The organism is Pseudomonas sp. B13(2017) (assembly GCF_002113245.1).
Classification (GTDB): Bacteria; Pseudomonadota; Gammaproteobacteria; order Pseudomonadales; family Pseudomonadaceae; genus Aquipseudomonas; species Aquipseudomonas putida_Z.
Window position 1 is genome coordinate 32808 of record NZ_NEJX01000019.1, and the last position, 12451, is coordinate 45258.

Here is a 12451-nt window from a genome sequence, read left to right on the forward strand (position 1 = left end):
GCGGTGCATTGTGAATGCGACGATCAGACAGCAAAGGCAGTACCAAAGTAGTAGAAAGCCGGGCGCCTGGAGCAACGCATATGCAACCCCTGTGGGAGCGGGCGTGCCCGCGAAACAGACGATGCGGTGCATGGCACCGGCTTCGCCGGTGTTCGCGGGCGCGCCCGCTCCCACAGGGTTCGCGCTAAGCAATGGATCGCTGCCAATCAGCGCGGCTTGCGCAGCGCCGCATGCTGGGGGTTGAAGGTGAGGATCGCCAGTAGGGTGAACAGCACGGTCAGCCCAAGGCATACCGCCAGCGCCAGCGGGTTGAAGCGCTCATACAAGGCAAAGCGCACCAGCTCCACGGCATGGGTGAACGGGTTCACTGCACACAGCCAGTACAGCCACTGGCTGGCCTCGCGCATCTTCCACAACGGGTACAGCGCCGAGGACAGGAAGAACAGCGGGAATATCACGAAGTTCATCACCCCGGCAAAGTTCTCCAGCTGGCGAATCGCATTCGACAGCAACAGCCCCAGGGCGCTGAGCATCAGCGCCACCAGCAATAACGCCGGCAGCGCCAGCAACAAGCCCGCAGCCGGTGGCTGCACGCCATACAACCAGGCGATGGCAAGGAAGGCGTACACCTGCAGCAGGGAGATCAACGAGGTCGCCAGCAGCTTGCTGCCGAGCAGGAAGGGCCGCGGCAACGGGCTGGTCAGCAACACGCGCATGCTGCCCATCTCCCGGTCATAGACCATCGACAGCGAGCCCTGCATGCCGTTGAACAGCAGGATCATGCAGGCAAGGCCCGGGATGATGTACACCTCGTAGGGGATGTAGGTGTCGTAGGGCTCGATGATCGCAATGCCCAGGGCCGCGCGAAAGCCGGCGGCGAACACCAGCAGCCACAGCAGCGGGCGCACCAGGGCGCTGAGAAAACGGGTGCGCTGCAGGACGAAACGCAGGCATTCGCGCAGCAGAATGCCATTGAAGCACTGCCAGTAAGCGTTCATCGGGCATTGGCTCCTGTGGGGGCGCTGGTCAGGCGGGCAAAGGCATGGTCGAGGTCACCGCCGTGCTCCAGGCTCAGGGCGTCGGCCGTGCCGCTGGCCACCAGGCGCCCTTGATGCAGGATCAGCAGGTCATCGCTGGGCTGCACTTCGTCCAGCAGATGGGTGGTCCACAGCACACTGAGGCGCTGCTCGCGGCACAGCAGCCGCAGGTGCTGGTTGAGTGCCAGGCGGCTGGCCGGGTCGAGGCCGACGCTGGCCTCGTCGAGCAACAGCAAACGCGGTTCATGCAGCAGCGCGCGGGCAATCTCCACCCGGCGCCGGTGGCCGATGTTCAGCGCCCGGACCGGTTCACGCCGCCGTTCATCGAGGCCCTGGCGGGCCAGTTCGGCATCGACCCGAATATTGCCCTGGCGCCGCGACAGGCCATGCAGCGAGGCGTGGTAGCGCAGGTTCTGCTCCACGCTCAAGTCAAGGTCCAGGGTGCTTTGCTGGAACACCACGCCCAGCTGGCGCAAGGCCGGGCGTGTGGCGTTGCGCAGCGAGCAGCCGCACACGCGGATGTCGCCATGCTGCAGGTCGTACAACCGGGTGAGCAGGGCGATCAAGGTCGACTTGCCGGCGCCGTTGGGGCCCAGCAAGGCGGCGAAGCGCCCGGGCGCCAGGCTGAAGCCGACCTGCCTGAGCGCCTCGCGCTGGCCGTAGGCAAAGCTCACGTCACTGACTTCGAGGGTATTCATGGCGTCACCACCACGCCCCAGGGGTAGCGGCCGACCTTCACCGACTTGAGCACCTTGAGGTTTTTTGCATCGATCACCGAAACGTCGCCGCTGACCCCGTTGGTGGCCAGCAACTGGCTCTGGTCCGGGGTGAATGCCAATTGCCAGACCCGCCGACCCACCAGCAGGTAGTCGAGTACTTCGTAGGTCTTGGCATCGACCACTGCCACATGGTTGGCCGGGCCCAGGGCGACGAACGCGTACTTGCCATCGGCGCTGAGCTTGATGCCTACCGGCTGGACCTTGTCCGGGTGCACGCCCTTGATCTGGAAGTTGAGGGTTTTCAGCACCTGGCGGCTGGCCACGTCGAGGATGGTCACCGTGCCGCCGATTTCCGCCGAAGCCCACAGCCGCGAGCCGTCCTGGCTGAACTCGACGAAGCGCGGCCGCTGGTCCACCGGGGTGCTGTCCGCCAGGGTCTGGGTGCTGGTATCGATCCAGTGCAGCATGTTGGTGGTTTCGCTGGTGTTGACCGCCCACTTGCCATCCGGGCTCACCGCCATGCCTTCGGGCTCGATGCCGACGTCGATCTGCCCGAGCACCTTGTCGGTCTGGGTATCGATTACCGTCACCAGCGCGTCGTCCTCGTTGGACACGTACAACCAGCGGTCGTTGGGGTGCAGGGCGAACTGCTCGGGGTCCTTGCCGGAGGGCAGTTCCTTGATGATCTTGCGGGTGGCCACATCCATCACTTGCACCCGGTCCGAATCGCTGGCGCAGATGTACAGCAGCGTGTTGTCGTGGGACAGCAGCAGGCCGCGCGGGCGTTGGCCCACTGGCAGGGTTTCGGTGACTTGCAGGGTCTCAATGTCGATCAGGCTGAGGCTGTTGTCCTTCTCGTTCGACACCCAGGCGGTGGCGGCCACGGCATGCCCGCCGGCAAGCGCCAGGGCGCCCGACAGCAGGCTGGGGTAAAGCAGTGCCCGGTGAAACGGGGAGCGGCGCATGGCGAAATCCTTTTTGTTGTGGTTATCGGGTCAGGGGTAGCCGCAGGTCACTTCGGGCTTGTCGTAGCCCAGGCTGTCCATTTCGTTGAACGGGTGCAGGAAGCCCTCCTGCGGCGAGGTGCTGACCAGGGCCCGCGGCTGCACCAGCGGGATTGGCTGGCGCAGCTCGCCGTTCCACGGGCGGTAGCTGAGCTTGCGGCCCTTGAAACCGTCCAGCGGCAACTGCTCGCTGAGCAGCAGTTGCTGCAGGGCGCGGGGCTCGGCCTGGCGCAGTTTGCTCACTGCGCTGGCGACGCTGCGCACGGCCATCCAGGCGGCGAAGTCGCGGTCGTTCATCCAGCGCCCGGCCTGGGCTTCGAAGCGCTTTTGCAACTGCGCCGCGCCGAAGGTTTCAACGGTCTTGTGCCAGCCGGTGGGGGTCAGGCCCTGGGTGCCGGCCACCGGGCGCGGGTACCAGGTCTGGTAGGGCAGGTACTCGCCGAAGTCGCCGCGTTCGTCGGCCACCAGCACCACGTCGTACTCGGCGGTTTGGGTGAACAGCGGCATGTCGGCCTGGGCGCTGCGGCGCTGGTCGTTGTCGAAAGTCCAGGCTTTCTCCGCGACCAGCTGCATGCCAAAGCGCTTCATGGACCGGCGCAGGGCCGCCGCGTAGGCGCGGTCGTCGTCGGTCTGGCCGACGATCAACAGCGCTCGCTGCCATTTGCGCAGCACCAGGAACTGCGCCAGGGCATCGGCCAGCATGGCGCGGCTGGGCAGGCTGTGCAGCACATTGCCCAGGCACTGGCTGCTGCGCAGGCTGTCGTCCGGGCTGCCAGCGTTGAACAGCAGGCTGTCGGGCAGGGCGGCAGACAGCGCGCGCAGGCTGGCGGCGGGGGCATTCACCACGAACAGCCGCAGGCCCTGGTTGTGCTGGGCCTTGGCGGCTTTCAGCAGGGCTTCGGGGCTGTCGACGCTGGCATTGGCCAGGTGGAATTCCTGCTTGAGAAAACGCCCGCTGCTGTTGCTGTCGACAATCGCCAGTTCGGCGCCCTGCAGCCCGGCATCGGTGGGCTCGGGCAGGATGTTGGACAGCAGCGGGCCGGGATCGGGGCGATAGCCGAGGTAGCCGATGCGCACCTGCAACGGTTCCGCGGCCTGGGCCTGCGCAGCGGGCGCCGGGCTCGCAGAAAGCGTCGCGGCCAGGGCCAGCAGGCAGGTCAGGGCAAGGTGGGCAGGCTGGCGCATAAGGCAACTCCACGGCAGATGGCGCCAGCATAGGAAGCCCGCCGGGAGGGGGAAATATGCAGAAAGTAGCGCTCGGCCGGTACCAAGGTAGTAATTCACCACACGGGCCCGGGTTTTACGATGAGCCGCAGCCCCTGGAGGAGAATTGCCCATGCGCCTTGTCAACCTGTCGGCCCTGTGGCGTATCAACCTCTGGGTCACCTGTTGCTTCGCGCTGGTGACGCTGGCCTGTGCCGGGGTGCTGTTGCGCCAGGCGGTGGCTGATGTGGAGCGGGAGTTGCAGTCGGCGCAAGCCGTGGTGGCGTACCTCGGCGACACCGCCGAGCGCGCCCCGCAGAGCCTGCAGCCACGGCTGACGCAAAGCCTGCGCCATGTGCGGGTGCACTGGCTGGCGGCGGATGAACCTGCGCGGCTGCCGCAAGAAAGCGGCCTGGATGCCTGGCTGGGCCGTCAACTGCTTGGCCAGCGCCATGACAGCAGCCGGCTGCTGGAGCTGGGTGACGGCCGCCGGGTAATGATTGCCGTGGATGCGCGGGATGAAATCGACGAAGTCCGTGACTCGCTGCAGCAGCTGTTGGTCCTGTGCGGCCTGGCGTTGTTGCTGAGTTTGTTGACCATCCGCTGGGCGGTGCGGCGGGGCATGGGCCTGCTGGACGAGCTGCTGCAGGCCTTGCGCCAGGTCTCGGGTGGGCAATTGACCGCACGCCTGAACGAGGCCGGCTTGCCGGAGGCGCGCCAGCTGGCCGAACACTTCAACCGCATGACCGCGTCTCTGCAACAGGCCCGGGCCGACAATACCCAACTCACCCAGGCCCTGCTGGCGGTGCAGGAGCAGGAGCGCACCCAGCTGGCGAGGACCCTGCACGACGACCTCGGGCAATACCTGGCGGGTATTCGGGCCCAGCTCTGCCTGCTGCGCATGGTCGCCGACCAGCCCGCCGTGGTGGCGCAGACGACACGCACCCTGGAGCTTGATTGCGAACGCCTGCAGCAAGGTTTCCGCGCCCTGGTACACGACCTGTACCCGCTGGCGCTGCAGCACATGCCGCTGGCCGAAGCCTTTGGCCTGCTGGTGAGCCAATGGCAGGCCAGCCAGGGTATCGATTGCCGCCTGCGGGTCGGCGAGCAGCTGCCGGCGCTGCCCGGGCCGAGCAGGACGCATCTGTATCGCTTGCTGCAGGAGGCATTGACCAACGTCGCCCGGCACGCCGGCGCCAGCCAGGTGCGGGTGCGCCTGCAACGCAGCGCCAAGGGCTTGCGCCTGCTGGTTCGCGACAACGGTTGCGGTGCCAGCCAGCCCCAGCGCCCCGGGGTAGGCCTGCACTCGATGGCCGAGCGCGCCCGCAGCCTGGGCGGTGAACTGCGCATCCTCAGCCGCCCGGGGGCCGGCTGGGCGCTGGACCTGAACATTCCCATGGAGGTGTGATGAATATCGTGTTGGTCGATGACCACGCCGTGGTCCGCCAGGGCTATGCCAGCCTGTTGCGGGCAGTGCTGCCGACAGTACAGGTGCGTGAGGCTGCCAGTGGCGAAGAGGCGCTGGCCCGGGTTCAGGAGCAGGTGCCCAACCTGGTGATCATGGACTTCGGCCTGCCTGGCATCAGCGGCCTGGAAACCACCCGGCGCCTGCGCCAGCGCCTGCCGCAATTGCGGGTGCTGTTCTTCAGCATGCATGACGAACTGCCGCTGGTGCGCCAGGCTCTGGATGCCGGGGCCTCGGGCTACCTGACCAAGAACTCGGCGCCCGAAGTGCTGATCGAGGCGGTGCAGCGGGTGCTGGCCGGGCATGCCTATATCGAACAGCCCCTGGCCACCCAGCTGGCCTGCACCTCACAGCAGAATGCCAGCGACCCGCGCTTGCAGCGCATGACCCAGCGTGAGCTGGAGATTTTCGTGATGCTGGCCAAGGGCACACCGGTGCGGGGGATTGCCGAGCAGCTGTGCATCAGCGCCAAGACCGTGTCCAACCACCTGACCTTGCTCAAGAGCAAGTTGCAGGTCAGTTCCCATGCCGAGCTGGTGCATCTGGGGATTGATCTGGGGGTGGTGCGAGTGGCGGGGTGAGGTCTTTATGGTTCGGGCCCGGACCCTGTGGGAGCGGGCATGCCCGCGAACACCGGCGAAGCCGGTGCCAGACACCGCGTCGGCTGCTTCGCGGGCGCGCCCGCTCCCACAGGTAACCGAGTGGTTGCAAAAATGGCAGCGCTCATTTGTCCCAAGTGTCGGGGCACCCCTTGCACCCCTCCATGTTGGCCTCCTGAAAATTCCCGTAATGCTGCCGCGCCCCGCGCAAGTCGGCGCGGGCCAGGTTGCTCTGGCCAAACTTGGCCTCCTGCAGGTTGGCATCGCCAAGGTCGGCCTCTTGCAGGTCAGCCTTGCTCGGCCAGGCCATTTCCAGGTCCGCCGCCCGCAGGTTGGCCTGCTGCATCTTTGCCCCTGACAACCTGGCGAACTGCAGGTAGGCCGCGCTGAGGTCGGCCTTGGCAAATTGCGCACCCTGGGCAAACAGGCCCCAGCCCTGAATGGCCACGAGCCGGCCATGGCTCAGGTCGGCCAGGCGCAGGTTGCTCTGCTGCAGGCTGGCGCGGGTCAGGTTGGCGCCTTGCAGGCTGGCCTTTTCCAGGTTGGCCAGGTCCAGCCGGGCATGGCGCAGGTCGGCATTGCGCAGGTCGGCGCCGGCCAGGTTCATCTTGCGCAGGTCCTGGTTGGCCAGGTTGGCGCCCCGCAGGTCGGCCCCCGGGCACTGGCTGGCTTCGGCAATCACGCAGCCGTTGATGGTCAGGGGGGTATCGTTGCCAGCGTCGTCGGCATTCTCGGCCATGGCAGGAGACAGCACGATCAGCAAGGCAAGTGGCAGGTAGTTCATGGCGAAAGGCTCTTAATGTGAAGTCGGGTGTGCACCCTGGGGCCGCTTTGCGGCCCATCGCCGGCAAGCCAGCTCCCACAGAAACTGCGCAACCCTTGAGACCTGCGCTGTACCTGTGGGAGCTGGCTTGCCGGCGATGGGCTGCATCGCAGCCCCAGTGATGCGTCAACTCAGGCAGTCAACGCTGTGCAGTCTTGTTGTCCCAGCTGGGGATCTTGAACACCCAGAACGAACCACCCTGGGCCACCGGCTTGGTCAGTTCGGCCATGTCGCCGCCCCATAGCGGCACCGCGCCGCCGTAACCCACGGTCACGCCGATGTACTGCTCGCCGTCCTGTTCCCAGGTGATCGGCGGCGAGACGATGCCGCTGCCGGTCTGGAACTTCCACAGCTCCTTGCCCGTCTTGGCGTCGAAGGCCTTGAAGAAGCCGTCGCCGGTGCCGGTGAACACCAGGTTGCCCTTGGTCGCCAGCACGCCGGCCCACAGCGGCAACTGCTCCTTGTGCTCCCACACCAGCTTGCCGGTGCTCGGGTCCATGGCGCGCAGGGTGCCGACGTGGTCGTCATACATGCGCTTGATGCGAAAGCCCATGCCCAGGTAGGCGGAGCCCTTCTTGTAGTTCACTTCCTCGGTCCAGTACTCCTCCTTCCACTGGTTGCCGGGTATGTAGAACAGGCCGGTGTCCTGGCTGTAGGCCATGGGGTTCCAGTTCTTGCCGCCAAGGAAGGGTGGCGAGACCTCCACCGGCTTGCCCTTGGTTTCTCCCGGCAGCGGCTTGGCCGGGCGCTGCCCAGGGTTTTCCACCGGGCGCCCGGTCTTGAGGTCGATGTGGCTGGCCCAGGTGATGTTGTCGACGAAGGGGAAGGCGTTCTGCAGTTTGCCGTTGCTGCGGTCCACCACGTAGAAGAAGCCGTTGCGGTCGGCGTGGCCGGTGGCCTTGACCAGCTTGCCGTCCTTGTCCTTGTAGTCGAACAGCACCAGCTCGTTGTTGCCTGAAAAGTCCCAGGCATCGTTGGGTGTGTGCTGGTAGAACCACTTCACTTCACCGGTGCTCGGGTCGACGCCGACCTGCCCTGAGGTATACAGGCTGTCGAAGTCGTGCGGGTTGCCGTCCTTCGAGGTGCGCGCCCAGGTGTTCCAGGGGCCAGGGTTGCCGGCGCCGACAATGATGGTATTGGTCTCCGGGTCGAAGCTGGCGCTTTGCCAAGGTGCGCCGCCGCCGTGGCTCCAGGCTTCGACCTTGCCGGTTTCGGTGGTGGGGTCGTCCGGCCAGGACGGTGCCTTGACGTCACCGGTCGGCGTGCTGTCCTTGCCGTTCAGGCGGCCCATGTGGCCCTCGACGAAGGGCCGCATCCACACCTCTTCACCGGTGTCCGGGTCGCGGGCGAACAGTTGGCCGACCACGCCGAATTCATCGCCGGAGCTGCCGTGGATCAGCAGTACCTTGCCGCTGGTCTTGTCCTTGATCAGCACCGGGGCGCCGGTCATGGTGTAGCCGGCGGCGTGGTCGCCGAACTTCTTGTTCCACACCACTTTGCCGGTGCGCTTGTCGAGGGCGATGACCCGCGCGTCGAGGGTGCCGAAGTAGATCTTGTCGCCGTAGATCGCCGCGCCACGGTTGACCACATCGCAGCAGGGGCGAATGTTGTCCGGCAGGCGGTGGTTGTAGGTCCACAGGCGCTTGCCGGTTTTCGCATCGAGGGCGAACACCCGCGAATAGGAGCCGGTGACGTAGACCACGCCGTCACTGACGATGGCCTGGGATTCCTGGCCGCGCTGCTTTTCGTCGCCGAAGGAATAGGACCAGGCCGGGGTCAGCTTGAACACGTTCTGGTCATTGACCTGGGCCAGCGGGCTCCAGCGCTGGGCGTTGGTGCCCATGCCGTACTGCAGCACGTCCTGGGTGGTCAGGTGGTCGTTGGCGATGTCTTCCCAGGTCACGTTCTTGCCGGCAGGTGCGGCTGGGGCGGTGGCGGCTATGGCCGCGTTGCTCAGGGCCAGGCTACCGGCCAGCAGCAAGGCCCGCACGCTCAGGGCCAGAGGGGAAAGGGCGGGTAGCGTTCTTGTTGTCATGGTTGCAGTTCCCAGTGGAGGTTTTGGCCTGCACAGGGTGGGACGGGGCGGGCGTCGCCGGATACGGAAAATGTCCCGCCCTTGCCGGGAATAGTTCCCGCAGGGCACCTCATTTGGCCCTTCGCCACAAGCCCTACTACCAAGGGAGTAAGGCGCGGCCACCAAAGCAGCATTCGGCCGCTTGCGGGCTGTTTCTAAGATGGCGACACGGCCTCTGTGGTTGAGGCCTTGCGTGCAATCGTGAGGGCATAAAAATGACAACAAAACGCAACGTCTTGCTGGCTGCCGGGCTGCTTGCCAGTGCGGTGCTGACCGGCACGGTCTGGGCACATGGCAATGTGGTGCCCCAGGCCGTGGAAACCCAGGGCCTGACCCCGATCAAGGACGCTGGCGTGACCCTGGACGGCGATGGCTGGGCGGCGGTCAACCCGTACCGCAGCTCTCCCGAGCACGACAAGGCCGTGGAAATCGGTGCCTCGGCCTACAACCAGAACTGCGCCGCCTGCCATGGCCTGGAGGCCAAGTCCGGGGGCATCGCCCCGGATTTGCGCATGCTCGATGCCGGCGAGGCGGGGGATGAATGGTTCGTCGAGCGTGTACGCCACGGTGCGGTCCGCGACGGCCGGGTGTACATGCCGAAAATGGCCGACTACCTGAGCCAGGAGGCCCTGTGGGCGGTGCGCACCTACCTGGACAGCGTGCACGTCGAGGAATGACGGCCATGCGTCTGTTGGCGGTGCTGTTGAGCGGCCTGCTGCTGTGTTGCGCGGCGGCGCAGGCGCAGGTGCGCAGCTACGACGCGATCATCGCCGCTGGTGAACTGAAGGTGGCGGTGTACAAGGACTTTGCGCCCTACAGCTTCGAGGACCACGGCCAGCCGCGCGGTGTCGACGTGGAACTGGCGCAGGCCCTGGCCACGGCGTTGGGGGTGCGTTTGCAGCTGATCTGGGCGCCACCTGGGGAGAAGCTCGACGACGATCTGCGCGACTACATCTGGCGTGGCAGCCCGCTGCGCCACCAGCAGCTGGCCGACCTGATGATGCGGGTGCCGTACGACCATGCCTACGCGCAGCGGCGCAACGAGGTGGGCGAGCTGGAAAACGCCCAGGTGGTGATGTTCGGCCCCTATCAGGAGGAGCGCTGGCAGGTCGCCTACGATCGCCGCCGCCTGGCCTCGGTGGCCAGTGTCGCGGTGTTCCAGCAACACCCGATCGGGGTCGAGGTGGACAGCGTGCCGTCGTTCTACCTGACTTCCGTGTTCAACGGCATGCTCAGCGCCAGGACCCATCATTACCCCAATGTGCAGCAGGCCTTCGGTGCCATGCAGGCCGGCCAGGTGGACGCGGTGATGGCGATGCGCGGCGAGGTTGACTGGCAACTGCACCAGGCCGCCGACCCGCAACTGGCCCTGGCGGAAAACGCCTACCCGAACCTTGGCAAGCAGGCCTGGGAGATCGGCATGGCGGTGCATGAAAGCAACCGGCAGCTGGCTTATGCGCTGGAGGAGGCGCTTGAGGCGCTGATTCGTGATGGGCGGATGAAGGCGATTTATGCCAGTTATGGCCTGCGTTACCAGGTGCCGGAGATGTATCAGTAACAAGCTTCGCAGGCTTGTGAGTTTGTAAAAGCAACACATCCCCCTGTGGGAGCGGGTTCACCCGCGAAGAATGCGACGCGGTATATGGCACCGGCTTCGCCGGTGTTCGCGGGTGAACCCGCTCCCACAAGGACCGTGCACTGTCAGCCAGGTTTGCGTTGATCAAAAGGAGTGGGCGATGAACTGGCGAGCAACTTTGCTGCTGGCCTGCTGGATGCCCTGGGCCGCACAGGCCCAGGCCAGCGAGCCGAGTAACCACAAGGACCCGGTGCCGTCGGTGATGTGGGACTTCTACCACAAGCAGTTGCTGGGCCAGGCCGCATTCGTGTTCGATGACCGGGTCAAGCTGCTGGCGCCGCCGTTTGCCGAGGACGCCCGCCAGGTGCCGCTGGAGATCGACGCCCGGGCGTTCAGCGGCGAGGTGGTGCGGATTCTCGCCTGGGCCGAACTCAACCCGCTGCCGCGCATTGTCGACTTCCAGCCCGGCGAGCGCGTGCTGCCCTGGTTGTCGATCCGCATCCGCATCGAGCAGGCCACACCGCTGCGCGCTGCGGTGCTGACGCGCGACGGCCTGTGGCATGTCGGCTCGGCCCTGATCGATGCCGCTGGCGGCGGTTGTACCGCGCCCAGTGTGGTACGCACTCAGCCCGGCTGGGAGGAACACCTCGGTGAAGTCCTGGGCGGGCGCTACCCGCGCGCCGACAGCAGCCGCTTGCGCCTGCAGGTGGCCCACCCGATGGACAACGGTCTGGTCAGCGGCATTCCCGAATTCTTCCTCAACCATGCCGAGCTGCAAGGCGCGGACGGCCAGCGCCTGGCCAGCCTGGAACTGTACCCGGCGGTCAGCGAAAACCCCAACCTGGGCTTCGACATTCAGGGCCCCGGGCCGACCCGGTTGGTGTTGCAGGACAACAGCGGCAACCAGTTCGAGGCGGCAGTGCCCTGAACGCGTTGCCCGACTCCATCCCTGACCAGAGGCGCCTGTCATGCGTTGCATTCTGCTGTTGCTGCTGTGCCTGGGCCTGCCGGCCTGGGCAGACCTGGACTATCGGCTCAAGCCCCGGCAGATCGCCGAGGGCACCTGGCTGCTGGAGGGCAGCACCGACAATTTCGCCAAGGACAACGGCGGCAATATCGTCAACACCGCGTTCATCGTTACCGACAGCGGGGTGGTGGTGATCGACAGCGGGCCGTCGAAACGCTACGGCGAAGCATTGCGCCAGGCCATTGCCGCCACCACCGACAAGCCGGTGGTCGAAGTGCTGCTGACCCATCATCACCCCGACCATGTGCTGGGCAACCAGGCCTTTGCCGATGTGCCCATCGGCGCCCTGGCCGGTACCGGCGAGCTGTTGCGCCAGCAGGGCGAGGCCATGGCCGAAAACATGTACCGCCTGGTCGGCGACTGGATGCGCGGTACCGAGGTGGTGCTGCCGACCCGGGTGCTGGAGCCGGGTATTCATGAGGTGGGTGGGCACCGCCTGCGGCTGCTGGCGCTGGGCGGGCATACCGGTGCCGACCTGGCGATTCTGGATGAAAGCACCGGTGTGCTGTTCGCCGGCGACCTGGTGTTCCACGAGCGCGCGCTGACCACGCCCAACAGCCCGGGGCTGGAGGTGTGGCTGAAGGACCTGGACACCTTGCAAGCTCTGCCCTGGAAGCAGCTGGTACCCGGTCACGGCCCGCTGGCCAGCGATGCCCGGCCGTTTGCCCAGATGCGCGACTACCTGGGCTGGCTGGATGGGCTGATGCGTGATGGCGCAGCGCGTGGCGATGACATGGCCGAGATGATTCGCAGCCCGATACCCGAGCGGTTTGCCGGTATCAGCCTGACCCGTTACGAGCTGATTCGCAGTGTCAGCCACCTGTACCCCCGCTACGAACGCCAGCAGCTGCGGCGCGTCGACGCCAAGCCCCCGATCTGAGGGTGTAACGCGGCCCCCTGTGGGAGCGGCCTTGTGTCGCCAAA

12 protein-coding genes are annotated in these 12451 nt (G+C 66.1%); 6 read left to right on the forward strand and 6 right to left on the reverse strand.

The window, feature by feature from the left end; translation table 11 throughout:
- Nucleotides 1-206: 206 nt before the first annotated feature.
- From CAG44_RS21770 to CAG44_RS21785, 4 genes are read right to left on the reverse strand one after another with little or no spacing between them, the layout of a single operon-like run.
- Nucleotides 207-998 (reverse strand): ABC transporter permease, encoded by a 792-nt coding sequence (locus CAG44_RS21770; protein WP_013972167.1) that lies wholly within the window; start codon nucleotides 996-998, stop codon nucleotides 207-209.
- A complete protein-coding gene (locus CAG44_RS21775; RefSeq protein ID WP_038409366.1) occupies nucleotides 995-1735 on the reverse strand; it encodes an ABC transporter ATP-binding protein in 741 nt (246 codons plus the stop codon). The genes CAG44_RS21770 and CAG44_RS21775 overlap by 4 nt, the downstream gene beginning before the upstream one ends.
- On the reverse strand, nucleotides 1732-2721 hold the full coding sequence (locus CAG44_RS21780; protein WP_085692966.1) for a YVTN family beta-propeller repeat protein: 990 nt from the start codon (nucleotides 2719-2721) through the stop codon (nucleotides 1732-1734). The genes CAG44_RS21775 and CAG44_RS21780 overlap by 4 nt, the downstream gene beginning before the upstream one ends.
- A gap of 30 nt (nucleotides 2722-2751) precedes the next feature.
- A complete protein-coding gene (locus tag CAG44_RS21785) occupies nucleotides 2752-3945 on the reverse strand; it encodes an ABC transporter substrate-binding protein (protein WP_085692967.1) in 1194 nt (397 codons plus the stop codon).
- Between the two features lie 151 nt (nucleotides 3946-4096).
- On the opposite strand from CAG44_RS21785, the gene CAG44_RS21790 reads away from it, so the two are divergent.
- Both CAG44_RS21790 and CAG44_RS21795 read left to right on the forward strand, forming a co-directional pair.
- On the forward strand, nucleotides 4097-5371 hold the full coding sequence (locus CAG44_RS21790; RefSeq protein WP_085692968.1) for a histidine kinase: 1275 nt from the start codon (nucleotides 4097-4099) through the stop codon (nucleotides 5369-5371).
- Nucleotides 5371-6009: a response regulator transcription factor gene (locus CAG44_RS21795; RefSeq protein WP_075045529.1), complete on the forward strand. Its 639-nt coding sequence runs from the start codon at nucleotides 5371-5373 to the stop codon at nucleotides 6007-6009. The genes CAG44_RS21790 and CAG44_RS21795 overlap by 1 nt, the downstream gene beginning before the upstream one ends.
- A gap of 142 nt (nucleotides 6010-6151) precedes the next feature.
- On the opposite strand, the gene CAG44_RS21805 is transcribed toward CAG44_RS21795, so the two are convergent.
- Both CAG44_RS21805 and exaA read right to left on the reverse strand, forming a co-directional pair.
- Nucleotides 6152-6811 (reverse strand): pentapeptide repeat-containing protein, encoded by a 660-nt coding sequence (locus tag CAG44_RS21805; protein WP_085692970.1) that lies wholly within the window; start codon nucleotides 6809-6811, stop codon nucleotides 6152-6154.
- 178 nt (nucleotides 6812-6989) lie between these two features.
- Complete coding sequence (gene exaA, locus CAG44_RS21810) at nucleotides 6990-8885, reverse strand: quinoprotein ethanol dehydrogenase (RefSeq protein ID WP_085692971.1); 1896 nt, start codon at nucleotides 8883-8885, stop codon at nucleotides 6990-6992.
- Nucleotides 8886-9139: 254 nt separating this feature from the next.
- Here exaA and pedF point away from each other — a divergent pair, with 254 nt between their 5' ends.
- The 4 genes from pedF to CAG44_RS21835 all read left to right on the forward strand — a co-directional run bounded on the left by pedF (nucleotide 9140) and on the right by CAG44_RS21835 (nucleotide 12407).
- Nucleotides 9140-9601, forward strand: a complete 462-nt coding sequence (pedF, locus tag CAG44_RS21815) for a cytochrome c-550 PedF (protein ID WP_085692972.1) — start codon at nucleotides 9140-9142, stop codon at nucleotides 9599-9601.
- 5 nt (nucleotides 9602-9606) lie between these two features.
- Entirely contained in the window at nucleotides 9607-10482 is an 876-nt protein-coding gene (locus CAG44_RS21820) for an ABC transporter substrate-binding protein (RefSeq protein ID WP_085692973.1), read from the forward strand.
- A gap of 178 nt (nucleotides 10483-10660) precedes the next feature.
- A complete protein-coding gene (locus CAG44_RS21830) occupies nucleotides 10661-11428 on the forward strand; it encodes a quinoprotein dehydrogenase-associated SoxYZ-like carrier (protein ID WP_085692974.1) in 768 nt (255 codons plus the stop codon).
- Nucleotides 11429-11468: 40 nt separating this feature from the next.
- Nucleotides 11469-12407, forward strand: a complete 939-nt coding sequence (locus CAG44_RS21835) for a quinoprotein relay system zinc metallohydrolase 1 (RefSeq protein ID WP_085692975.1) — start codon at nucleotides 11469-11471, stop codon at nucleotides 12405-12407.
- Nucleotides 12408-12451 lie beyond the last annotated feature (44 nt).

Coding starts and splice junctions, on each gene's coding strand:
- CAG44_RS21780 (WP_085692966.1), bottom strand. CDS start 2,721: ATGCGCCGCTCCCCGTTTCACCGGGCACTGCTTTACCCCAGCCTGCTG.
- CAG44_RS21805 (WP_085692970.1), bottom strand. CDS start 6,811: ATGAACTACCTGCCACTTGCCTTGCTGATCGTGCTGTCTCCTGCCATG.
- CAG44_RS21775 (WP_038409366.1), bottom strand. CDS start 1,735: ATGAATACCCTCGAAGTCAGTGACGTGAGCTTTGCCTACGGCCAGCGC.
- exaA (WP_085692971.1), bottom strand. CDS start 8,885: ATGACAACAAGAACGCTACCCGCCCTTTCCCCTCTGGCCCTGAGCGTG.
- CAG44_RS21835 (WP_085692975.1), top strand. CDS start 11,469: ATGCGTTGCATTCTGCTGTTGCTGCTGTGCCTGGGCCTGCCGGCCTGG.
- CAG44_RS21790 (WP_085692968.1), top strand. CDS start 4,097: ATGCGCCTTGTCAACCTGTCGGCCCTGTGGCGTATCAACCTCTGGGTC.
- CAG44_RS21770 (WP_013972167.1), bottom strand. CDS start 998: ATGAACGCTTACTGGCAGTGCTTCAATGGCATTCTGCTGCGCGAATGC.
- CAG44_RS21795 (WP_075045529.1), top strand. CDS start 5,371: ATGAATATCGTGTTGGTCGATGACCACGCCGTGGTCCGCCAGGGCTAT.
- CAG44_RS21830 (WP_085692974.1), top strand. CDS start 10,661: ATGAACTGGCGAGCAACTTTGCTGCTGGCCTGCTGGATGCCCTGGGCC.
- CAG44_RS21820 (WP_085692973.1), top strand. CDS start 9,607: ATGCGTCTGTTGGCGGTGCTGTTGAGCGGCCTGCTGCTGTGTTGCGCG.
- CAG44_RS21785 (WP_085692967.1), bottom strand. CDS start 3,945: ATGCGCCAGCCTGCCCACCTTGCCCTGACCTGCCTGCTGGCCCTGGCC.
- pedF (WP_085692972.1), top strand. CDS start 9,140: ATGACAACAAAACGCAACGTCTTGCTGGCTGCCGGGCTGCTTGCCAGT.